The sequence below is a fragment of the Paracoccus endophyticus genome (genome assembly GCF_003286075.1).
GTDB classification, from domain to species: domain Bacteria; phylum Pseudomonadota; class Alphaproteobacteria; order Rhodobacterales; family Rhodobacteraceae; genus Paracoccus; species Paracoccus endophyticus.
In genome coordinates this window covers 1-22191 of sequence record NZ_QLUV01000018.1, presented here as the reverse complement: position 1 = coordinate 22191, position 22191 = coordinate 1, and the positions used below count along the sequence as shown (strand labels likewise).

At 69.4% G+C, this 22191-nt stretch carries 21 protein-coding genes and 4 pseudogenes; 11 read left to right on the top strand and 14 right to left on the bottom strand.

Going from position 1 to position 22191, the window contains the following annotated elements:
• Positions 1 to 204: 204 nt before the first annotated feature.
• The 4 genes and pseudogenes from DPQ23_RS14020 to cas5 form a co-directional block, all read left to right on the top strand.
• A pseudogene (locus tag DPQ23_RS14020) lies at positions 205 to 1338 on the top strand (IS3 family transposase).
• Positions 1339 to 1889: 551 nt separating this feature from the next.
• Positions 1890 to 3584 (top strand): CRISPR-associated endonuclease Cas3'', encoded by a 1695-nt coding sequence (locus DPQ23_RS14015; protein WP_162630764.1) that lies wholly within the window; start codon positions 1890 to 1892, stop codon positions 3582 to 3584.
• A gap of 18 nt (positions 3585 to 3602) precedes the next feature.
• The gene (locus DPQ23_RS14010) at positions 3603 to 4100 is read left to right on the top strand and encodes a hypothetical protein (protein WP_112875409.1); all 498 of its coding nucleotides are present in this window, start codon (positions 3603 to 3605) and stop codon (positions 4098 to 4100) included.
• Between the two features lie 103 nt (positions 4101 to 4203).
• Positions 4204 to 4269, top strand: a pseudogene (gene cas5 / locus DPQ23_RS16235) (CRISPR-associated protein Cas5); the annotation flags it as partial.
• 98 nt (positions 4270 to 4367) lie between these two features.
• Here the strand turns inward: cas5 and DPQ23_RS14000 are convergent.
• Positions 4368 to 4907, bottom strand: coding sequence for a calcium-binding protein (locus DPQ23_RS14000; RefSeq protein WP_112875408.1), 540 nt, complete (start codon positions 4905 to 4907; stop codon positions 4368 to 4370).
• Between the two features lie 244 nt (positions 4908 to 5151).
• Here DPQ23_RS14000 and DPQ23_RS13995 point away from each other — a divergent pair, with 244 nt between their 5' ends.
• The 5 genes and pseudogenes from DPQ23_RS13995 to DPQ23_RS15980 all read left to right on the top strand — a co-directional run bounded on the left by DPQ23_RS13995 (position 5152) and on the right by DPQ23_RS15980 (position 7383).
• Positions 5152 to 5364, top strand: coding sequence for a hypothetical protein (locus tag DPQ23_RS13995; RefSeq protein WP_112875407.1), 213 nt, complete (start codon positions 5152 to 5154; stop codon positions 5362 to 5364).
• 83 nt (positions 5365 to 5447) lie between these two features.
• Positions 5448 to 5988 (top strand): annotated as a pseudogene (locus DPQ23_RS13990) (integrase core domain-containing protein); the annotation flags it as partial.
• Positions 5989 to 6253: 265 nt separating this feature from the next.
• Positions 6254 to 6709, top strand: a complete 456-nt coding sequence (locus DPQ23_RS13985) for a DUF1236 domain-containing protein (protein WP_112875406.1) — start codon at positions 6254 to 6256, stop codon at positions 6707 to 6709.
• Between the two features lie 203 nt (positions 6710 to 6912).
• Positions 6913 to 7217, top strand: a pseudogene (locus DPQ23_RS13980) (transposase); the annotation flags it as partial.
• 28 nt (positions 7218 to 7245) lie between these two features.
• Positions 7246 to 7383: a hypothetical protein gene (locus DPQ23_RS15980; RefSeq protein ID WP_162630762.1), complete on the top strand. Its 138-nt coding sequence runs from the start codon at positions 7246 to 7248 to the stop codon at positions 7381 to 7383.
• Here DPQ23_RS15980 and DPQ23_RS13975 read toward each other — a convergent pair.
• The 12 genes from DPQ23_RS13975 to DPQ23_RS13920 form a co-directional block, all read right to left on the bottom strand.
• Entirely contained in the window at positions 7380 to 8678 is a 1299-nt protein-coding gene (locus DPQ23_RS13975) for an L-fuconate dehydratase (RefSeq protein WP_112875405.1), read from the bottom strand. The genes DPQ23_RS15980 and DPQ23_RS13975 overlap by 4 nt on opposite strands.
• Positions 8679 to 8688: 10 nt before the next feature.
• Positions 8689 to 9699 carry a zinc-binding alcohol dehydrogenase family protein gene (locus tag DPQ23_RS13970; protein ID WP_112875404.1) on the bottom strand — a complete coding sequence of 337 codons (1011 nt, stop codon included), beginning with the start codon at positions 9697 to 9699 and terminating at the stop codon, positions 8689 to 8691.
• Positions 9696 to 11111 (bottom strand): mannitol dehydrogenase family protein, encoded by a 1416-nt coding sequence (locus DPQ23_RS13965; RefSeq protein ID WP_112875403.1) that lies wholly within the window; start codon positions 11109 to 11111, stop codon positions 9696 to 9698. Before DPQ23_RS13965 ends, DPQ23_RS13970 begins: the two co-directional genes overlap by 4 nt.
• Positions 11108 to 12307 carry a mannonate dehydratase gene (gene uxuA, locus DPQ23_RS13960; RefSeq protein WP_112875402.1) on the bottom strand — a complete coding sequence of 400 codons (1200 nt, stop codon included), beginning with the start codon at positions 12305 to 12307 and terminating at the stop codon, positions 11108 to 11110. Before uxuA ends, DPQ23_RS13965 begins: the two co-directional genes overlap by 4 nt.
• 13 nt (positions 12308 to 12320) lie before the next feature.
• A complete protein-coding gene (locus DPQ23_RS13955; protein WP_112875401.1) occupies positions 12321 to 13376 on the bottom strand; it encodes an L-idonate 5-dehydrogenase in 1056 nt (351 codons plus the stop codon).
• 17 nt (positions 13377 to 13393) lie between these two features.
• Positions 13394 to 14800 carry a TRAP transporter large permease gene (locus tag DPQ23_RS13950; protein ID WP_112875400.1) on the bottom strand — a complete coding sequence of 469 codons (1407 nt, stop codon included), beginning with the start codon at positions 14798 to 14800 and terminating at the stop codon, positions 13394 to 13396.
• Positions 14801 to 14804: 4 nt separating this feature from the next.
• The gene (locus DPQ23_RS13945; protein ID WP_112875399.1) at positions 14805 to 15377 is read right to left on the bottom strand and encodes a TRAP transporter small permease; all 573 of its coding nucleotides are present in this window, start codon (positions 15375 to 15377) and stop codon (positions 14805 to 14807) included.
• Positions 15378 to 15456: 79 nt separating this feature from the next.
• Entirely contained in the window at positions 15457 to 16437 is a 981-nt protein-coding gene (locus DPQ23_RS13940; protein ID WP_112875398.1) for a sialic acid TRAP transporter substrate-binding protein SiaP, read from the bottom strand.
• 32 nt (positions 16438 to 16469) lie between these two features.
• Complete coding sequence (locus DPQ23_RS13935; RefSeq protein WP_112875397.1) at positions 16470 to 17216, bottom strand: FadR/GntR family transcriptional regulator; 747 nt, start codon at positions 17214 to 17216, stop codon at positions 16470 to 16472.
• A gap of 126 nt (positions 17217 to 17342) precedes the next feature.
• Positions 17343 to 18395 carry an Ldh family oxidoreductase gene (locus DPQ23_RS13930; RefSeq protein WP_112875396.1) on the bottom strand — a complete coding sequence of 351 codons (1053 nt, stop codon included), beginning with the start codon at positions 18393 to 18395 and terminating at the stop codon, positions 17343 to 17345.
• Complete coding sequence (locus tag DPQ23_RS13925) at positions 18392 to 19546, bottom strand: fumarylacetoacetate hydrolase family protein (RefSeq protein ID WP_112875395.1); 1155 nt, start codon at positions 19544 to 19546, stop codon at positions 18392 to 18394. The genes DPQ23_RS13930 and DPQ23_RS13925 overlap by 4 nt, the downstream gene beginning before the upstream one ends.
• Positions 19546 to 20457 carry a dihydrodipicolinate synthase family protein gene (locus DPQ23_RS13920; RefSeq protein ID WP_112875394.1) on the bottom strand — a complete coding sequence of 304 codons (912 nt, stop codon included), beginning with the start codon at positions 20455 to 20457 and terminating at the stop codon, positions 19546 to 19548. The genes DPQ23_RS13925 and DPQ23_RS13920 overlap by 1 nt, the downstream gene beginning before the upstream one ends.
• A 30-nt stretch (positions 20458 to 20487) precedes the next feature.
• On the opposite strand from DPQ23_RS13920, the gene DPQ23_RS13915 reads away from it, so the two are divergent.
• Together DPQ23_RS13915 and DPQ23_RS13910 are read left to right on the top strand one after the other, a co-directional pair.
• Complete coding sequence (locus tag DPQ23_RS13915) at positions 20488 to 20820, top strand: hypothetical protein (RefSeq protein WP_162630763.1); 333 nt, start codon at positions 20488 to 20490, stop codon at positions 20818 to 20820.
• 1 nt (position 20821) lies between these two features.
• Positions 20822 to 21571 carry a GntR family transcriptional regulator gene (locus tag DPQ23_RS13910; RefSeq protein WP_112875392.1) on the top strand — a complete coding sequence of 250 codons (750 nt, stop codon included), beginning with the start codon at positions 20822 to 20824 and terminating at the stop codon, positions 21569 to 21571.
• Here DPQ23_RS13910 and DPQ23_RS13905 read toward each other — a convergent pair.
• The coding region (locus DPQ23_RS13905; RefSeq protein WP_112875391.1) for a PfkB family carbohydrate kinase at positions 21568 to 22191 on the bottom strand (624 nt) is incomplete at its 5' end. The genes DPQ23_RS13910 and DPQ23_RS13905 overlap by 4 nt on opposite strands.

The following is a 22191-nucleotide window of genomic DNA, read 5'->3' as shown; positions in this document are numbered from 1 at the left end:
GAAACCGTGCCGATGTTGCTCTGGGCGCTCCTGGCCTCAGGGCAGATCCAGATGCGCAAGGTCGACGGCTGGGAAACCCTCACTCAGCCCCTCCAACCGATGCCACTTGACCTCGCCGCCTGATCGGAGCCAGCTTCACATGCCCGGAGCGAGCCGCCAGGCAATTTCCACCACATTCGCGACACGACCGCGAAGTATTCCGGCATGACGGTGCCCGAGGCGAAGCGGCTGAAGGCGCTGGAGGAGTGAGCCTGTGAACGCCACTGGTCCGAGAGAGCAGGCGAGCAACGCGAAGCTCAAGACGCTGCTGGCCGAGCAGATGCTCGACATGGCGGCGATGAAGGAGCTGCTGTCAAGAAAGTGGTGATGAGGCGGCTCAGAAGACAGTCCGGGGGACTGTTCTCCCGCCGATTGGCCCGCCGTGAGCGCATCAGAAGGCCCAGTTGGGTCTGTCGGAAGTGCAAGCGTGAAGCAAACGGTCCAGTGGCCTGTTTGCAGCGCAGCACGGGCGTGCCGGATTTCAGGGGCGGATCGCAGGATGGTCCGCTACCAGCCGCAGCGCGCCGCGGAACGACCCTGCGCCGGCGGCTGCGGGATCTGGCCAATGAGCGGCGCCGGTTCGGCTACCGGCGCCTGTTCGTGCTGCTGCGGCCCGAGGGGGAGCCTTCGGGGATCAATCGCATCTACCGGCTCTACCGCGCGGAAGGGTTAACCGTCCGTAAACGCAGCGCGCCGCAGGGCGATCGGCACACGGGCCCCGATCCTGGTCGAGACGCGGGCCCATGCCCGCTGGTCGCTCGATTTCGTCCATGACCAGTTCGCCAACGGCCAGCGCTTCGGGGTGCTTAACGTGGTCGATGATGTCACCCGGGAGTGCCTGGCAGCCATCCCTGACACGTCGATCTCGGGCCGCCGCGTGGCCCAGGAATTGACGGCGCTGATCGAGCGGCGCGGCAAGCCCCGCCTGATCGTTTCTGACAATGGGACGGAACTGACCTCGAACGCCATTCTCAAAGGGTGCGCCGAGAACAGGATCGAATGGCACTACATCGCGCCGGGCAAGCCCATGCGAGACACGGTTTCGTGGAGAGCTTCAACGGCCGGATGCGGGATGAATTCCTCAACGAGACCCGGTTTCGAAACCTCGTCCACGCCCGCGAACTCATCGCGGCCTGGGTCACCGACTGCGACACCGCGCGGCCGCATCCAGCCCTTGGCTACCAGACCCCCCGCAGGGTTCGCCCCGCTGCACGCGATGCGAGTTCCGCGCGCCGGGCGATTGCTCACCCCGTGCCACCAGGCGTAAACAGCCAGAGGGCTCCGGTCGCGGCTGGATGAAAGACCCGTGGCAGGTCAGCCGGTGCCGAGGACGCGAAGGACGCGCTGTGGGCGCTGGTGGAGACGATCGTGCTGGTGCCGGTCGTGGATTAGGACGGCGGTCCCCAGCTGGCCATCGACGTGCAGGGGGCGCTGGCGGGTCTGCTCTGCCTAGGGACCGGACGGCCGCTCAGGCAGGCGCCTGCGGCCAGACATGCCAAAGCACCCGCCGAGGCAGGTGACGAAAGCACTGATTGAAGAAACAGTGTTGGTTGCGGGCACATGACACCACCGAGGGTTGAGTTCAAGTTCTTCTGGGCAGGTCACCCTGCTCTCCGGCTTGGACTGATACCGCACTCAGGCAAGAACGCACCGAGATCGTCAGGGTGCTCGGGCTCAGCCCAGCGCCTGTGATCATAAGTGGCCAGCAGCGGCAATCACGTGCTGTCAGAGGTCAAAGAACCAACTTGGAACCCGCCATAAACCGACTGTCTGACAGGAATATGGTCCTGCGACTACGCCAACCATGTGGCGCGGCGTGCGAGTACATGCCAATATGCCTTGGTCTCACCATGCCCATCTATGCCCACAGCCTGCCCGGTCGACCTGAAATCGGATGGGAGACCCTCCGGCAGCACGCTGAACGGGTTGCCGACGGCGCAGCGCGGCGGGCCGACATGGCGGGATTGGCAGAGTGTGGACGGCTTCTCGGTCTGGTCCACGACATCGGCAAGATCAAGCCGGCCTTTCAGGCGCGCCTGAGGGGGAGCCGGATGGATGTCTCCCACTCGGGTGAGGGCGCGCGTCTCCTGCAGGAGCGAGGCGGCGCCTTCGGCGGCATGCTCGCCGGCACTGTCGCTGGCCACCATGGTCGCCTGCCCAATCCCGCCCGGCTCGCGCAGCGGATCGCCTCGGCCGAGCGGCTCGACCCGCCAGACTGGCTAACCCTGGTAACCCCCCTTCCTCCCGAGAGGCTCATCAACTGCGGGCCAGATCGGGCGCGGCTTTCCTTTCGAGCGCAGTTTCTCGTGCGGTTCCTTTATGGCTGCCTAACGAATGCCGACGATCGCGAGACCGCCGCTTGGCAGAGCGAGGCACTGGGGCTGGCGGAGGCACTGCCCCGACCCACCGCGCTTGCGCCCACGATGCGGGACGCGTTCGACCGCCATGTCGCGGGCCTCGCCGCCGACGGGCCGGTGAACGCCGTCCGCGCACGGGTGCTCGCCCATGTCCGCGACATGGCGGCGGAGAGGCCGGGGCTGTTCACTCTCACGGTGCCCACAGGCGGCGGCAAGACACTGGCGTCACTCGGCTTCGCAATCGACCACGCCATGGCACATGGTATGACGCGGCTCGTTCATGTCGCGCCCTTCACCTCGATCGTCGAGCAGACGGCAGAGGTGTTCCGGCGCGTTCTGGGCGAGGAGACTGTACTGGAGCATCACTCGGCCTTCGATCCGGGCCGGGAGGACGAAAGCGAGCGCGAGCAACGCCGGGTGGCGGGGGCAAGCTGGGACTCGCCGGTGGTCGTCACCACGGCCGTGCAGTTCTTCAAGAGCCTCTTTGCCGCGCGCAAGAAACGCTGCCGCAAGCTGCCCTCGCTCGCGCACGCTGTGATCGTCGTGGACGAAGCGCAGACGATGCCGCGCGGCTTCCTGCGGCCCTGTCGCGCGGCGCTGACGGAGCTGGCGGAGGGCTACGGCGCCACCGTCATCCTCTGCACCGCGACGCAGCCCGCGCTGACGGTCGAGGCCGGGTTCAGGGCGCCCGAGGCGCTGAAGGGCGCGCGAGAGCTCGCGCCGGATCCGTCACTGCTCCATGCGGCGCTCAGACGCGTGCGGGTGCGCGACCTCGGTCCGCAAAGTGACGGGGAGGTGGCGGCGCGGCTTCGCGCAGCCCGTCAGGCGCTGCTCATCGTGGACAACCGGAGGCAAGCGAGGCGGCTTTTCGATGCGGTGGCCCTGACAGAGGGCGCGACACATCTGAGCACGCTGATGACCGCGGCGCACCGTCGGCAGGTGCTCGCGCTGGTGCGCGAGCGGCTGAAGGCCGGACAGCCGGTCCGCCTCGTCTCGACCTCGCTGGTGGAGGCTGGCGTGGACGTGGACTTTCCGCTGGTGATGCACGCGGCGGCCGGCATCGACTCGCTCGCGCAGGCCGCCGGGCGATGCAACCGGGAGGGGAGGATGGAAAGGTGGATGGAAAGGTTGGGTGAGCTGCTGGTGTTCAGGTCGGAGCATCCCGCCCCACCCGTTGTCGAGGATTAAGCAGCCAAGGGCCGTGAGGTGCTGCAGCGGTTCCCCGATGACCCGCTGTCGCCCGAGGCCGTCGCGGACTACTTCGGGACGCTCTGGCATTCCTGGGGCGATGAGGCGCTCGACAGCGCCGAGGTGGGAGAGACGGCAAAGGTCCGCGGCATCCTGCGTGCCATCGAAAAGGCAGGCTTGGCCTGCCCCTTCGAGGACATCGAACGCGCCTTCCGCCTGATCGGCGAAGAGCAGAAGGCCGTGATTGTGCGCGACGGGGACTATGGGGTGGCCCAGACACGTCTGGACGAGCTCCAGTGGGGCTCGCCTGGAACTGCGGCGCGGGCCTTTCAACCCTTCACAGTCAATGTGCCCTTCGGGCTCTGGCGCGCGCTATGGGAGGCGGGAGTGCTGGTCTGGTGGCGGCGCGATCGTTTCGACGAGCAGTTCGCGCTTCTCGAGGCGCCGTCGCTCTATGACGCACGGGCGGGTCTCGCTGTTGAGGGGCTGAGCGACTTGGGAGCAATACTCGCCTGATAGTTGACTGGCGGGGCGTGGGCCCATAACGTGCTGCAGGAGTAGGCAGTGGGTACACACGGGTGTCGAAACAGGAAAAAGCGGGGTCCGGCCGGTTGCGAGAGTGCGATACGCGTGCTTCACCCGACCTGAAATGAAGGTCGAACGGGTCTCCTATGATGTGATGACCCCCTCCGGCCATGCTCGCGTGATCTGCTGGCCGCCAAACCGGCAGCCGGTCAGGCCTGATGATCTGTGCAGCCCGTATCCTGTTCGCAGACGCTGGCCTCACCTGAAGCGGAGATGCTCGGTCCCGACCTCGGAGACGCCGCGCAGCGTGACCCGGATCCGGCCCGGCACCTCGACCACCATGTCGGCACCCTCCGTTCGCATCTGCACCTCTTCGGTCGTGAACCGATCCAGCAGGATCACATCTTCGGCGCTGTTGAAATCGGTGATGGTGTCGCTGCCGCTGTCGAGTGCCTTTCCGGTCTCCTGCGCATAGAAGGCGAACACGTCCTTGCCCGGTCCGCCGGTCAATGTGTCGTCACCACTGCGCCCGTCGAGGTAATCGTCGCCGACGTTCCCGTCCAGCGTGTCGTTTCCCGCTCCACCGAAGAGCTCGTCGGAACCTTCCTGCCCCTCCATCAGGTCGTCACCTCCGAAGCCGAGGAGCTCGTCGTGTCCCGCAAGCCCGGTCATGTGGTCAGCCTCCGGCGTGCCGCGCAACATATCTGGGCCAGGTGAGCCAGCGACGTCACGGGCGAGCGCACCCGACGCAAGGACGCCGATCGCAAGCACCGTGGCCGAAAACAGCATGGATCGCATGATTACCCTCCTTCTCTTCGGCTCCCCCTGCACATGAATTTGGCACGAAAGCCTGTCTGCTGTTCTTGCGCCTGGACGCTGACAGCCATCTGAAGCTGGCGTGGCAGATACGTCAGCTAGCTGTCAGCCAGGAACAGGTCTCCTGCGCAGAGGGACGGGATTTGCCGCTTGCAGAGAGGCTCCTTGATCGGTCGGGCTGACGCTGGTTGGCCCTGTGCTTCAGGGTGGTGTGCGGCTCTCACCCATGTCCAACCATACCTTCGATCTGGTGGACGCCGCCGTTGCCGCGGCGCGCCGAAGCTGGCGCGGCGATCCATGTGGCAACGGCTGCGGCCATACCAAAGCGGGCGTGGTCCTGGACGACCTGCTGCCCGAGGCAGACCGGCCGGCCTTGCTGTTCCAGCCTGACCGGCCGCGCAATGCGCGTCTGACCGACGTGCTCGATGGCCATAAATGACCGCTTCGGCAAAAAGACGCTGGTGCTGGCGCGGGAAGGCTTTGACGGGGAAGGGCGCTTGGGTTCGCGTTCACCCGGCTCGGAACGGGGACATCGCCCGTGGCTCCTTCATCATCGACGCCCGCGACCGCGACATCATTGTCCGGGCCGGGCCGTGGTCAATGCCGGGATCAGCGGGTCCGAGATCCGCGACCTCCTGCTCGAGGCCGTCGAGCGCCGGTTCTGTCCGGCGACGGATGTCAGGCTCCAGTATCGCGGGCAAGATGTGGTCCAGACGCGCGAACGGATCTGCCGAAAGGTCGGCTATCCGAAGACGATCAGGGTGGACAATGGCAGCGAGTTCATCTCGCGCGACCTCGACCTGTGGGCTTGCGCCAGGCAGGTCACCCTGGACTTCTCGCGTCCCGGAAAGGCGACCGACAATGGCTTCATCGAAGCGTTCAACGAGCCAAGCTCAGATCCGAATGCCTGAACGCTCACTGGTTCATGAGCCTTGCCGATGCGGCCGAAAAACTGGAGAATTGGCGAAGACACTACAATGACGATCGACCCCATAGCGCCATCGCCTACAAAGTCCCGAGCACACTGCATGTTCCCGACGGTTTCACCAGCCCGCCGTCGTGACAAAGCCCGAAAACTCCAGCCTCGGGCGGTCCAAAGTTGGCAGGCAGGGCAGTCATGAAGCAAGCTCTACATCAGATCGAAGTACGTTCCGAGAGGCAGGTCATCGGCCAAGCATGAAAGGCTTGTACAAGGATCTTCCTGTCAGATCCCTGGGTCCGGCTCTCATTTACCCGAATTATCAAGAAACCGGGATGGACGAGAGAACGACGGAACTCCGGGCTCTCAAAAGGATTTGTCTGCCTGATCATCAATACGGAGATCAGAGATGAAACCGATTTTGTCTGCCACGTCTGTCGTTGCCGCGCTTGTCGCGGGCTCTGCCTTTGCACAGACTACGGTCGTCACCGAAACGACCCCTGCCGTCACTGAAGTCCAGACCGATCCTGCGACCACCGGCGGTGGTGCGGCAGGCGGGGCCGCCTCGGGGGCCCTTGCCGGAGCCGCTGTAGGCGGGCCTATCGGCGCAGTCGTCGGGGGCGTGGCGGGTGCCGTCATCGGCGATGTCAGCGAAGACGCCCTGACCCCGGCGACAAGAACCTATGTCATGGAGCACAAGACCGAGTCCGTGGTCATCGACGGGGATGTCGCGGTCGGAGCGCCTGTGCCCGAGGCGGTGCAGATCCAGACCATTCCGGATGCCCAGTATGGCTATGTCTATGTCAACGAGCAGCCGGTCCTGGTCGATCCGCAAAGCCGGCAAATCGTCCACATCTACGAGTGACCGACCCTCTCCCCTGAGGGTTCGTGAAGCAGGCCGGCCTTTGCGCCGGCCTGCCGCTGCTCGGGAGCAAGCCGATCGGTTGCCCCTGCTCTGCGGCCCGAGCGCCTTTTTCGCCTGAGGCCATCAGGACCTTGGGCTGATCCTGCTCTCGGCAGCAGCGCGGATACTGTCGCTCAAGGCGACCTTCCGGGAGAAGGTCCGGCATGACCCTGATCGAACTGTTGCGACAGCACGATGAGGGCGACTTCCTTTGCGCCGTGACCGAGGTGGTGATCCAGACGCTGAGGGAGCATGACGTCGAGGGCATGATCGGCGCGGGGCGCTACGAGCGCGGCGATGGCCGGCAGACCCGGGCCGCAACGGCGACCGCGACCGCGAACTCAGGACCCGCCCCGGGGCGCTGAACCTGCGGGTGCCGAAGCTGCGGCAGGGGTCGTATTTCTTCGGCCACCTGGAGCCGCGCCGGACCTCGGAGACAGTGCTGGTCTCCGTCACTCAGGAGGCCTGGACCCGACCGGGACGCGCACGCAAACCCTATGCAGGCCAAGGGCATCGGCGAGCTGGCCTGCTGCGGCACGGCAGGCGCCATCGTGAACGCGATCCACACCGCGACCGCCATCCGCGTGCGTGACTTTCCGGCGACCGTGGACAAGCTGCTGGACCGGCTGCCTTAGGGATGGGGCGGCCCGCCCTGGCCCGGAAAGGCGAAGTCGCGCAGCGTCTCGGGCCGCATCTCGATCGAAAAGCCGGGCCGCGCCGGCGGCATGTACGCCGCCCCCGCGACCCGCACCGGGTCCAGGAAATGCTCGTGCAGGTGATCGACGTATTCGGCCACCCGCCCCTCGCGCGTGCCGGCGACGCACAGGAAATCGATCATCGACAGATGCTGGACGTATTCGCACAGGCCCACGCCGCCCGCGTGCGGGCAGACCGGCAGCCCGTATTTCGCCGCCATCAGCAGGACCGCCAGGTTCTCGTTCAGTCCGCCGACGCGGGCTGCGTCGATCTGCACCACGTCGATGGCACCCTGCATGATGAACTGCTTGAACAGGATGCGGTTCTGGCACATCTCGCCGGCCGCCACCTGGACGGGGGCGACGCCCGCGCGGATGCGGGCGTGGCCGGCGATGTCGTCGGGGCTGGTCGGCTCCTCGATGAACCACGGGTCGCAGAACGCCAGGTCGCGCACGCGGGCGATGGCCTCGTCCACCTCCCAGATCTGGTTGGCGTCGATCATCAGGCGCACGTCCGGGCCGACCGCCTCGCGGGCGATGGTCAGGCGGCGGATGTCGTCGGCCGGGTCGCGGCCGACCTTCAGCTTGACGTGGCGGAATCCGGCGTCCACGGCCTGCCGGCACAGGCGGGCCAGCTTGGCATCGTCATAGCCCAGCCACCCGGCCGAGGTCGTGTAGCAGGGATAGCCCTCGCCCATCAGCGTGGCGATCCGGGCGTCCTTGCCGTGGGCCTGCCGGGTCAGGAAATCCAGCGCCCATTCGGGCGTGATGCAGTCGGTCAGATAGCGGAAGTCGATGCAGCGGACCAGTTCGGCGGGCGTCATGTCGGCGACCAGCCGCCAGACCGGCTTGCCGGCCTGCTTGCCCCACAGGTCCCAGACCGCATTGACGACCGCGCCCGTCGCCAGCGCCATCGCCCCCTTGTCCGGCCCGATCCAGCGCAGCTGGCTGTCGCCGGTCACGTGGCGCCAGAACCGGCCCATGTCGGCGGTGATCCAGTCCATGTCCAGGCCGACGACCAGATGCCGCATCGCCTGGATCGCGGCCACGCAGATGTCGTTGCCGCGCCCGATGGTGAAGGTCAGGCCATGGCCCTGGTGCGGCCCGTCGGTGTCGAGGATCACATAGGCCGCGGAATAGTCCGGGTCGGGGTTCATCGCGTCCGACCCGTCCAGGGCCGCGCTGGTCGGAAACCGCAGGTCGATCGTCCGCAGGCCGGTGATGGTGGTGCCCATGGCGCGCTCCTCAGACGTCCAGGATGGCCTTGATGACGCCCGCCTCGGGCCGGGCCCAGTCGGGCAGCAGCGCGGCGCCCTCGGCCAAAGGGCCGCGGTGGGTGTTCAGCGCCTGCACCGGCACCGCCCCGGCCTGCATCAGGCGCACCACCTCGGCAAAGTCGTCGGCCTGGGCGTTGCGGCTGGCCAGCAGGGTCGCCTCGCGCTTGTGGAACTCGGGGTCCGAAAAGCGGATGTCCTGGCGCACCACCGACAGCAGCACATAGCGCGCCCCATGCGCCAGAAAGCCGAAGCCGCGCTCGATGGGAACGGCGGCGCCGGTGGCGTCGATCACCACGTCGAAGCCGTCCCCGCCGGTCCGGCGCATGGCCTCGTCCTCGGCCCCCGCGTTGGCGGTCAGCACCGCGTCCGCACCCAGCGCCGCGGCGGCAAAGTCCAGACGGTCGGCGCGTATGTCCATCACCGTGACATGGGCCCCCCGCGCCTTGGCAAAGATCGCGGCCCCGAGCCCGATCGGCCCCGCGCCCGTCACCAGCACCCGGTCGTCCGGCGCGATCCCGCCCCGCTTGACCCCATGCGCGCCGATGGCGAGGAACTCGATCATCGCGGCCTGCGCCAACGGCAGCCCGCCGGTCGGCACCACGTTGCCGCGCGGCACCGCGATCCGTTCCGCCATGCCGCCGTCGGTGTGAACGCCCAGCACGCGGATGGTGCGGCAGGCGTTGGTCAGCCCGATGCGGCAGGCCTGGCAATTCCCGCAGGCCAGATAGGGCACGATGTAGACCGGATCGCCCGGCGACAGGTCGCTGTCCTCGCCTGCGTCCTCGATGGTGCCCGACAGCTCGTGGCCCATGACGCGCGGATAGTCCAGGAACGGGTGCTTGCCGGTCAGGATGTGGAAATCCGTGCCGCAGACGCCGACATGGCGGATGCGGACGATGACCTCGCCGGGGCCGCGCACCGGGTCGGGACGGTCGATCAGGGCCAGCTGGCCCGGTTCCTGGCAGATCAGCGCCTTCATGCGGCGTCCCCCTTGAATGCGGCAAGGGCCGCGTTGACGCGGTCGCGCCAGTCCCGGTTTTCGGCCAGGGCGGGCGGAACCAGCCCCGGCAGCGCCATGAACGGGGCCGAGGGATCGCCGGGCGCCATCGCACGGACCGCGGCCATCAGCTCGTCCCGGCGCGGGTCGTCGGCGTCGCCGCGCAGTGCCAGGGCGGCGATCCAGGCGGCGGTGGCGCGCGCAAAGGCGTCGCCGTCGTCGCCGGCCGCCAGCGCATCGGCCGCCGGGGCAAAGATGCGCTGCGGCAGCTTCTGAGTGGAATCCATGGCGATCTGGATGGTGCGATGGGCGATGGCAGGGTTGGCGAAGCGCGCGATCAGCTGGTCCTGATAGGCGTCCAGGTCGATCCCCGGCACCGGGTCCAGCGTCCGCGCCGCTGCCGCCATATGCGCCTGCGCCGCCTGCGCCAGGTCCGGGCGCGCCATGACGTCGCGCACATGCTCCAGCCCATGCAGGATGCCCAGATGCGCGATCAGCGTGTGGGTGCCGTTCAGCAGCCGCAGCTTCATCTTCTCATAGGGCTCGACATCGGCCACCATGACCGCCCCGACAGCGTCCCAGTCCGGGCGGCCGGTCGGAAAGCGGTCCTCGATCACCCATTGCAGGAACGGCTCGGTCTCGACCGCCAGCACGTCCTCGGCCCCGATCAGGGCGGCGGCGCGGGCGCGGGTGTGGTCGGTGGCGGCGGGCACGATGCGGTCCACCATGCTGGACGGAAACGCGACCTGCGCCGCGATCCAGTCGGCCAGCGCGGGGTCGCGGCGGGCCGCCATCTGCGTCACCAGCCGGGCCACGACGCGGCCGTTCGCCGGCAGGTTGTCGCAGGACAGCACCGTAAAGGGGGCCACGCCGGCCGCACGCCGCCGCGCCAGCCCCTCGACGATAAAGCCTACGGCGCCGGTCGGATGGGTCGGATCGGCCAGATCGGCCGCGACAGCGGGATGGCCCGTGTCCAGCCCGCCCGTCGCCGGGTCCAGCCCATAGGCCTTTTCGGTGACGGTCAGCGTCACGATGCGGATCACGGGATCGGCCAGCCGGTCCAGCACGCGGCCCGGCTGTTCGGCAGCGGCGATCGCCTCGACGGTGGCGCCGACGACCTGCGCGCGGTCGCCGTCGGCGCCGCGGGTCACGACGCTGAACAGATGGTCCTGTGCCACCAGATCGCGCACCGGCCCGGCCGAGCGCAGGTTGACCGCGACGATCCCCCAGGGTCCGAAGCGGTGGTCCAGCGCGGCCTGGGTGAAGACCGCCTGATGGGCGCGATGGAACGCCCCCAGCCCCAGATGCAGAATGCCCGGCGTCAGCGCGGCGCGGTCGAACCCCGGCCCCGAGACGCCCTGCGGCAACGCCGTCGCGGCGGACAGCCGGGTCATGCGACCGCCCCCAGCCGCGGGTGGGACAGCGCCCGTTCGATCCCGCGCAGTTCCGCCAGCCCCTTCAGCCGCCCGATCGCCGGATAGCCCGGCTGCGCGCCGCGGCTCAGGTCGTCCAGGATTTCCTGCCCGTGGTCGGGGCGCATCGGGATGCGGTGGTCGGCGCGGCCCTCGGCCCGCCGGCGCGATTCCTCGGCCAGCAGGGCCGCGATCAGCTCGACCATGTCGGTGCCGCCCTCCAGATGCTCGTCCTCGAAGAACGTGCAAGGCAGTTCGTCCGTCTCGCGCGTCACGTTGCGCAGATGGACGAAATGGATACGGTCGGCAAAGCGGCGCGCCATGCCGGGCAGGTCGTTGTCCGCGCGCGCGCCCAGCGAGCCGCTGCACAGCGTCACGCCGTTGGCAGGGCTGTCCACCTGGTCCAGCACATGGGCGTAATCCGCCTCGGTGGACAGGACGCGCGGCAGGCCCAGCAGCGGCCAGGGCGGATCGTCGGGATGGGCGCACAGGTTGATGCCGACGGATTGCGCGACCGGCACGACCTGGGACAGGAAATCGACCAGATGCCCGCGCAGGCGGGCCGCGTCGATGCCGCGATAGCTGTCCAGCCGCTCGCGCAGCTGGTCCAGCGAATAGCCGTCCGCCGAACCGGGAAGCCCCGCGCCGATGTTGCGGCCCAGCTCCGCGATCCGGTCGTCGGACATCGCCGCGAAACGGCGCGCGGCATCGTCCACCAGCGCCGCGGGATAGTCGCCGGCCGCATCCGCCCGACCGAGGATGTGAAGGTCGAACGCCACGAAATCGCCAAGCTCGAACCGCATCGCCCGCGCCCGCTGCCGGGTTTCCCAGCGCAGGTCGGTGCGGGTCCAGTCCAGCACCGGCATGAAGTTGTAGCAGACGGTTGCGATCCCGCAGTCGGCAAGCCGGCGCAGCGTCTCGGACCAGTTCGCCACATGGTCCCGCCAGTCGCCGCTCTGGGTCTTGATGGCCTCGGACACCGGGACGCTTTCGACCACGTCCCAGACCAGCCCGCCGGCCGCGACCTCGTCCTGACGGCGGCGGATTTCCTCGACCGGCCAGACTGCGCCGGTGGGGATGTGGTGCAGGGCGGTCACGATGCCCTCGGCCCCCGCCTGCATCGCGTCGGTCACGGTCACGCGGTCGACCGGCCCGAACCAGCGCCAGGTATGTTTCATCGGTCTGTCTCCGTCAGTCGGCGAATGTCAGTTGAACCTTGCAGGCGGTGCTGCGGTCGCCTGCCAGGTCGAACGCCTCGGCGGCGCGTTCCAGGGGCAGGCTGTGGCTGATGATCGGGCGCACGTCGATGGCTCGGCTGCCGATCAGGCGCACGGCATCGGCGAATTCGGCATGGAACCGCTGCGACCCGCGCCATGTGATTTCCTTGCCGACCAGCGCATTCAGCGGGATGGTCATGTCGCCGGTCACGCCGACCTGGATGATGGTGCCGCGCGGGCGGATCGCGGCAAAGGCGGTCCGCAGCGCGGGGGCGGCGGCCGAACAATCGAAGATCAGATCGACCTGGCCCTTGCCGTCGGTCAACGGCTCCAGCGCGTCGGCGTCGGTGGCGACGTTGATCGTGGCTGCCGCCCCCATCGCGCGGGCGCGGTCCAGCGCGGCGTCGGCCAGGTCGGTCACGATCACGTCGCGCGCGCCTGCCTGCCGGACGGCCGCCAGCACCAGCAGCCCGATCGGCCCCGCCCCCGTCACCATCACCCGCAGCCCCGCAAGGTCGCCCACAAGGTCCGTGGCCTGCGCCACGGCGTGCAGGCAGACGGCCAGCGGCTCGGCACAGGCGGCCTCGGCCGGGGTTGTCCCGGCGGGAAAGGCATGGACCTGGGCTGCCGGCACCACCAGCAGGTCGCGGAACATCCCCTGCGCGTGGGGCAGGCGCATCGCGCTGCCCATGAACTGCATGTCAAGACAGTGGATGGGCTGGCCGCGGCGGCAGTAGTCGCAGTCGCCGCAGGGCTGGGACGGGTTCACGGCGACCAGCGTGCCCGGTGCCGGCCCCGCGGCGCCCTCGCCCAGGGCCTCGATCCGGCCCGACGCCTCGTGGCCCGAGATGATCGGCTCGCGCACCCGGACGGGACCGAAGCCGCCGTCCTGATAATAGTGAAGGTCCGACCCGCATATGCCGCCCGCGGCCATCCGCAGCAGCACCTGCCCCGGCCCAGGGGCGGCGACGTCGGCAGTTTCGACGCGCAGGTCACGGGCGGCGTGCAGGCGGGCGACACGGGTCTGCATCGGACGGCTCCTTATCTCTAGCGGATCAGGCCAAGCTGCGTCGGCAGCCACATGGTCAGCGCCGGGATGAAGGTGATCAGCAGCAGCGCGACGAACAGCGGCAGCATCCACGGCAGGATCGCCAGCGCCGTCCGCTCGACCGACATCTTCGAGATGCGGGCCAGCACGAACAGCACCATGCCGACCGGCGGGGTCAGCAGACCGATCATCAGGTTCAGCGTCAGGATCACCCCCAGATGCACCGGATCGACGCCATAGCGCGCCGCGACCGGCATCAGGATCGGCACCAGGATCGAGATCGCGGCGATCGTATCCAGGAACGCGCCCACGACCAGCAGCAGGATGTTGACGATGATCAGGAAGGTCCACCAGTTGTCGGTCAGCGCGAACATGGCGTCGGCGAACACCTGCGCGGCCTGGCTGACCGTCAGCAGCCACGCAAAGATCGAGGCGGCGGTGACGATGAACAGCACGGCCGCCGTCGTCTCGATCGTGTCGAACGAGGCCTTGGCCAGCGACCGGAAGGTCATCGTGCGATACCGCACCAGCCCGAGGAACAACGACCACAGCACGGCCGCAACCGCCGCCTCGGTCGGCGTGAACCAGCCCATGGTCATGCCGCCGATCAGCAGCACCGGCGCCATCAGCGCCATCACCGCGTGCCAGTCGAAGTGATAGTCCAGCGCGATCAGCCCCAGCAGCGCCACCATCACCGCAAGGTTGATCGACAGGCCCAGCATCGCCAGCAGCCAGACGGCCAGCGGAAAGCACAGGACCACCAGAACCTCCAGCCCCGCGCCCAGAAGCTGGCGCACGTCGAAGGGGGTGTCCGATCCCCAGCCGTTGCGGCGCGCGAACACATAGACGGTCAGCATCATCAGCGAGGTCATCACCACGCCGGGAATGACGCCGGCCATGAACAGCGCCCCGATCGAGGCGTTGGCCATCATCCCGTAGATGACGAAGGGCAGCGACGGCGGAAAGATCGGGCCCAGCGTGGCGGACGCCGCGGTGACGCCCACCGCGGCCTCGACCGGATAGCCGTGGTCGCGCATCGCCTTGATCTCGATGGTGCCGATGCCGGCGGCGTCGGCCAGCGCCGTCCCCGACATGCCGGAAAACACGACCGAGCCGATGATGTTGACCTGCGCCAGCCCGCCCTTCATCCAGCCGACCAGCGACAGGGCAAAGTGATAGATGCGGCCCGTGACGCCCGCGATGTTCATCAGGTTGCCGGCCAGGATGAAGAACGGCACCGCGATCAGCGGAAAGCTTTCCACCCCCGCGATCATCCGCTGGGCCGCGACGATGTCGGGGGCCACGTCGAAGATGGCCAGATACGCCAGCGAGGCGACGGCCATCGACACCGCGACCGGCACGCCGAGGATCATCAGCGCAAGAAAGGATCCGATCAGGACCAGCATGGGGTCAAACTCCGGTCGGGCCGACGTCGTCCGCGATCTCGCGGACCGAGCGTTTGCCGGTCAGGTCATGATACAGGTTCTGCAAGCCGCGCAGGGCCATCAGCACGAAAGCGGCGAAAACGGTGTAGAAGACGATACCGCGCGGCAGGTCGATGGTGACCATCCGCTCGGCCCCGACCACGTCGATGTATCGCCAGTAAAGCCACGCCATATAGGCGAAGAAGGCGATGCACAGCACGTCTACGGCCAGTTCCAGCGGCCGGCGCACCGGGCGCGGCAGGAACCGATAGAGCAGGTCCACCGCAATGTGGCGGCCCAGACGCACGCACATGGCCGATCCCAGGAACACGATGACGACCAGCAGGTTGGCCGCGATCTCCTCGGTCCAGGCCAGGCTGTTGTTCAGCGCATAGCGGGTGAAGAACTGCAGGAACACGCACAGCGCCATCCCCCAGAACAGGATCAGGGTCAGCCAGTCCTCGATGCCGTGGCCCGACAGGTCCACCTCTTCGGCGTGGTCCTCGAAGGCATGGGCCATTTCCTCGACGCTGATGGGCGCCTGGTGCGGGTTGTCCATCTGAAGGGCTCCGGTGGGGGTGCAGGCGACAGGGCTCCGGGGCCGGCGGCCGGCCCCGGGCGGGATCGGGGCGCGCGCCTTACTGGATGGCGCGGATCGCCTCCCAGTCGGACTTTTCATAGCCGAACTCTTCGAACGTCACCTTTTCCAGCACGGTCTTCTCGAAGTCGGCCTTGTCCACCTCGGTCACGGTCAGGCCGCGGGACCTGAAGTCCTCGACCAGCGCGGCCTCGCGCTCCTGCACGATGCGGGTCGCGCGCTCGGCGGCCTCAAGCATCACCTCCGAGAAGATCTGCTTGTCGGCGTCCGACAGGCTGGACCACAGCTGCTTGGACACCACCGTGTTCAGATGATCCACGATGTGGCCGGTCAGCGCGATGTGCTTCTGCACCTCGTAGAACTTCTTGGCGTCGATGGTGGTCAGGGGGTTTTCCTGCCCCTCGACCGTGCCGTTCTGCAGCGCCAGATAGACCTCGGCAAAGGCGATCGGGCTGGTGTTGGCCCCGCAGGCGCGCGGCATCGCCAGATAGGCCGGCACGTCGGGCACCCGGATCTTCAGCCCCGCCATGTCGGCGCAGGTCTTGATCTGCTTGTCCGAGGTCGTGGTGTGGCGGGTGCCGTAATAGGTCACGGCGGTGATGTGGTTGCCGCTCGCCTCCTCGTAGCCCTGCGCCAACCGCGTGAACACGTCGCTTTTGGCATAGGCCAGCAGATGGTTCGCGTCGCGGAAGATATAGGGAAAATAGGTCACGCCGATCGGCTTGTGCTCGCGCGCGGCAAAGCTGGAGCCGGAGATGATGATGTCCACGGTCCCCATCTTCAGGCCCTGGTTGATGTCGGCCTCCTTGCCCAGCTGCGACGCCGGGAACACCTCGACGGTATAGCGCCCGTCGGTGCGCTTGGCGATCTCCTCGGCCGCCCAGACCGATTCGGTGTGGAACGGCTCGGACGTCTCGTAGACATGGGCCCATTTCAGCGCGGTCTGCGCCTGTGCGGCCAGCGTGCCGGCCATCACCATGACGGCCGCCCCCAGCAGCGACGTGAAGCGTGTCTTGCTCATCCTGGTCTCCTCCCTGGAATCTCTGTGTGCTGTCAGCCCGTGTCGCGCACGGGGTGCGGATCGCGGTCGGGCGGCGGCGCCTGCGCGGGCGCAGACGCCGAGAAGCTTGCCGAGAACCGGCGCTGCGACTGGTCGAGATGGTGGCGCATCGCCTCGCGCGCGGCGGCAGGGTCGCGGGCGGCCAGCGCGTCGCGGACGCGGCGATGCTCGTCCAGCGCCTGCCGCCAGGTCGCCACGCCCTCGAAATGCGTGGCCAGCCCCGCAAACAGCGGCGACAGGCGCTTGGCAAAGATCGCGGCCGTAAAGCTTGTCAGCAGCGTGTTGGCCACCGTTTCGGCGACGATCAGGTGAAAGGCGCCGTCCACCGCGATGGCGCGCGGCCGGTCGGTCAGCACCCGCTCCATCTCGTCCAGGTTGCTGTCCAGACGGGCAATGATCGCGGGGGTGATCCGGCGCGCGGCCTCCTCGGCCAGGGCGCTTTCGACGATGGCGCGGGCGCGCAGGATCTCGAACGGACCCTCGTCGTCGGTCAGCGGCACGCCGGGGCCGCGCGGCGGCGCCACATAGATGCCGGACCCCATGCGGATGGCGACACGGCCCTCGACCTCAAGCGCGATCAGCGCCTCGCGCAGCGCCGGCCGGGACACCGCCAGCCGGTCGGCCAGGTCGCGTTCGGACGGCAGCCGGTCGCCGGGGCGCAGGCCCTCGGCCGCGATCAGGGCCAGGACCTGGTCGGCCACCAGCCGATAGGCCCGGCGCGTCTGCACGCTGTCCGACATGACACCCCCCCTTGGTCCAACCATCCGGCGTGACGCCAGCATCGCCTCCCCGCGATTCTGGCATACCAGATTGGTCTGACCAGTTTTCGATAGCGGCCCGGCCGCCGTGGCGTCAAGCGTTTTCCGTCACCAGGGCGCGGCGATCCCAAGCCGACGCGCCCAGTCGGCGAAACCGGCGCGCGTCGCGGGGTCCAGCACCACGCCCTCGGCCGCGCGCCGGCGGCCGGCTTGCCATTCGCGGTCGCCCGGCGCCAGGACGGCCGCGCCGTCGCGCGCGGGCGATTGGCGCAGCGTGTCGCGGTACCGGCGCATGCCGTCGTCAAAGGTCGCCCGGTCGACAAAGGCCAGCGGGTCGATGGCGATGACAAAGGCGCCCATCCCGCGCGGCGTGGCGAAATCCGGCCCCCCCATCGGCGCGATGTCGAAGCTGAGCCGCATGCCCGTCAGCACCGCAGACAGGATCTCGGCCACGCCCGCCAGCGCCGCGCCCTTGAACCCGAAGGCCGCGCCCAGGGGCGCCAGCATGTCGGCGCGCGCCGCGTCGGTGGTGTCGCGGCCGCCCGCGTCCGAGGCGGCGGCCTCGGGCAGCGCCACGCCAAGGCTGCGATACAACTCGACCCGGTTGTAGGGGATCGCGCTGGTCGCCATGTCCAGCAGCCACGGGTCCTGCCCGGCCACCGGCACGCCCATCGCGATGGGATTGGTGCCGTGGAACCGCGACGCCCCGTCGTGCAGCCGGACAAAGGCGTCCGAGTTGCACAGCGCGATGCCGATGACACCCGCCCGCGCCGCCTCGACCGCATAGGCCCCGGCGGGGCCGAAATGCGAGGTGTTGCGGATCGCCACGGCGCCGATGCCGAAGGTCCGGGCCAGCGCCACCGCGCGGTCCATCCCGCGATAGGCGCCCAGCGCCCCCTGCGCGTTGTCGGCGTCCAGCGTCTCGACCGCGCCCGTCCTGGCCACGACGCGGACATCAGGGGTCTTGTTCAGCCGGCCGCCGTCCAGCGCGGTCAGGTAATGCGGCAGCAGCCGGACGCCGTGGCTGTCCACCCCATGCGTCGTGGCGTGCATCATCGACCGCGTGGCGGCGTCGGCGGTCGCCTGATCGGCGCCCACCGCCAGGACCGCTGCCCGGCAGAACGCATCCAGCGCCGCCAGCGGAACCGGCGCCTCGGTCATGCCAGCAGCCCCCGCCCGGCCAGGTTGCGCATCAGCGCGCCCGCGCCGAACGTCCATTCCGGGCACTCGGTCGAAAGCCGCACCCGGTTGACCAGCGCGCCCAGCGACGCCTCGGCGATGGTGACGACATCGCCGGCGTGATGGGTGAACCCCTGCCCCGGCGCGTCGCGGTCCTGCGTGGGCGCGAACAGCGTGCCCAGATACAGCATGAAGCCGTCGGGATACTGGTGGTGGCGCGCGCAGGCCTGCGCCACCAGCTCGGCCGGATCGCGGCTGATCCGCGCCATGGACGACGCGCCGTCCAGCACGAACCCGTCCGGTCCCTCGACGCGAAGGGTCAGTTCGGCCCGGCGCACGTCGTCCAGGCCGTAGCTGTCGTCGAACAGCCGGATGAACGGGCCGATGGCGGCGGATGCGTTGTTATCCTTGGCCTTGCCCAGCAGCAGGGCCGAGCGCCCCTCGACGTCGCGCAGGTTGACGTCGTTGCCCAGGGTCGCGCCGCGGATGCGGCCGCGGCTGTCGCAGGCCAGCACGATCTCGGGTTCCGGGTTGTTCCAGCGGCTGATCGGGTGCAGGCCCACGTCCGCCCCCCAGCCGACCGAGGCCATCGGCTGGCACTTGGTGAAGATCTCGGCATCAGGGCCGATGCCCACCTCCAGATACTGCGACCACAGGCCTTCGGCCTGCAGGGCGCGCTTGACCTCGGCCGCGCGGGGCGAGCCGGGCACGATGCCGCGCAGGTTGTCGCCAATGGCCGCGCCGATCCGGGCGCGGATGCCGGCGGCAAGATCGGGATTGCCCGCGGCCTGCTCCTCGATCACCCGTTCGACCATGGAATCGGCGAAGGTGACGCCGCTGGCCTTGATCGCGGCCAGGTCGGCGGGCGACAGCAGGCGCAGGTCGTCCGCTCCGGGCGACGATCCCGGCCCCGCTGCCGCCAGATCGTCCAGCGCGCAGACCGGCGTGCCCGGCTGCGCCGCCAGCCAGCCGGCGGGGTCGTCCATTTCCAGCAGGTCGCGCATCGTCGGCGCCTCGGGCGAGGTCACGTCGATCACCGCGCGACCGCGCAGGGTGACCAGCGCCGGGCCGATGCCGGGCCGCCAGACGCGGCCGGCAAGGCAGCCTTGGGCGGGCAGCCGCAGGCCGGCCATCACCGTCCCCACCGCAGCGCCACGGGGTCCAGCGGGCGGACGAGGTCCAGCAGCATCGCGCGCGTCGCGGGATGCAGGGGCGGGACCGGGTGGCGGCAGAACTCGGACGCGATCACGCCGCCTTCCTTCATCACCGCCTTGGCGGCCCGGAACCCGCACTGGCGGTTTTCGTGGTTCACCGCCGGCAGGACGCGGGCATAGGCCGCCGTCGCGCCGGCGCGGTCGCCCTGCGCCCACAGGCCCAGCACCGGCCTGATCTGGTCGGGGATCATGGCCGAGGTCATCGACCCGGTCGCGCCCGCGTCCAGGTCGGCCAGCAGGGTGATCGCCTCCTCGCCGTCCATCGGCGCCGCGATCGCCTCGCCGCCCGCGGCGATCAGCGCGCGCAGCTTGGCCGCCGCCTGCGCGCATTCGATCTTGAACAGCCTCACCATCTCGATCTCGCGCGCCATGCGCACCAGCAGCGGCACCGGCAGGTCGACCCCCGACATCGGCGCGTCCTGCACCATGATGGGGATGCCGACCTCGCCCACGGCGGCGAACTGCTCGAAGGTCTGCTCGGCCGTCCCGCGCAGCGTGGCGCCGTGATAGGGCGGCATCATCATCACGATGGAGGCGCCCTGCGCCCTGGCCCGGCGCGCACGGTCCACGGCGATCGCAGTCGCGAAATGGCTGATCGTCACGATCACCGGCACGCGCCCCGCGACATGCTCCAGCGACAGGCGGGTCAGCGTCTCGCGTTCCTCGTCCGAGATCAGGAACTGCTCCGAGAAATTGGCCAGGATGCAGATCCCATCCGCGCCCTGATCGACCATGCAGTCCAGGACGCGGCGCATCCCGTCGCGGTCCACCTCGCCCCTGTCGGTGAACGGCGTCGGCGCCACCGGCCAGATCCCCTCATACCCCGCCATGCCGTCCCCTTTGCCTTTCTGACGGAACGGATGGTATACCATTCCGGCCACCCCGCAACCGGCACGCGGGCCGGGTCTGCTGCCCGGCCGCGGCTTGCAGACCAGATCGACCCTGCCCCGAGAGACGCCATGCCCCCGATCCTTGCCACCGACCGCCCTGCCCCGACCGACGCCCCCGCGCCGCAGGCCCTGGGTGCGCGGGCGATCGACCGGCTGGCCGACCTTGCGGGGCTGCCGCCGTCCCGCCGGTCGGCCGTGCGCGGCGTGTCCTGCCTGCACCACGACCCGTCCGGCCCCGCGCGGATGGACCTGCATCCGTCGCTGCGGCCGGTGGCCTTCGGGACAACGCCGGTGAACGGCTGACATGCGCGGCAGTGGCACGACCCCAGATCCGGCCCCGGACCCCGCCAGCGACCTGGCCGACCGCACCCGTCCCGCCGCGCTGGCGCGGCTGTTGCGGCGCGAGATCCTGACCGGCGTGCTGCCCCCCGGCAGCGCCATCAAGGAACGCGACCACGCCGACCGGCTGGGCGTCAGCCGCACCCCCCTGCGCGAGGCGGTCCGCATCCTGGCGCAGGAGGGGCTGGTCACGCTGCGCCCGCTGCGCAGCCCGCTGGTCGCGCAGCCGGCGCTGGAGGAGGTGCTGGCCGAGATCGCCGTGCTGCGGCGGCTCGAGCTGTTCTCGGGCGAGCTGGCCTGCGCCAACGCCACCCCCGCCGAGATCAAGGCGATCGGCGCCCTGGTCGCCGCCATCGCCCGCGACCATGCCCAGGGCGACAGGCTGGACGTGTTCGACCTGGACATGCAGATGCACCGCGCCATCGTCGCCGCCGGCCACAACGCGGCGCTGATGCGGACGCATGGCGAATACCTTGCGCGCCTGTTCCGGGTGCGGTTCCTGTCGGCGCGCGAACGCGCCGATGCGGCCCGCGTTCTGGCCGACCATGACGCGATGCTGCGCGCCCTGCAGACCCGCGACGCGGCCCTGATGGACGCGGCCATCACCGCGCATTTCGACGGGCTGGAACGCAACATCACCCGCCTGCTGGGCCCGGCGTCCGGCCCGCAGGCCGACGAAGGCGCGGCGGGGGATGCCGGGGCAGCGGGGGGCTAGGCCAGGTCGACCAGCGCGCCCCTCTGGCGGATCACCTGGCGGCTGACCGCATGGCCGGCGCGCACCGCGTCCGCGCTGTCCTGCCCGCCCAGCCATGCGGCCAGAAAGCCCGCGTTGAAGCTGTCGCCGGCGGCGGTGGTGTCCACCGGCACCTCGGGCGCCAGGTCGTCCACAAGGCCGCTGCCGCCGGCGCCGCCAAAGCGGATCGGACCGCCGCCCGCCTTGACCACGACCGAGCCCGCGCCGGCGCCAAGATAACGCTCCACCGTCGCCTCGGCGCCGCTGTCGCCGAAATGCGCCGTCTCGTCGTCCAGGCTGGGCAGCACCAGGTCCGACAGGCCCGCGGCGCGCGTCACGCAGGCGCGCATGGTGGCCGTGTCGGGCCACAGCCGCGGGCGCAGGTTCGGATCAAGGGCGACCTGCGCGCCGGCGGTGCGCGCCGCGGCCAGCGCGGCCAGCAGGGTGTCGCGGCCGGCCGGGGGCAGGATCGCCAGCGTGATCCCCGACAGATACAGCCAGTCGGCCCCCGACAGGCTTGCGGCCAGCGCGCCCGCGTCGTCGGCCAGCCGCCGGGCGGCCGAGTTGTCGCGCCAATAGCTGAAGCTGCGCTCGCCCCCGTC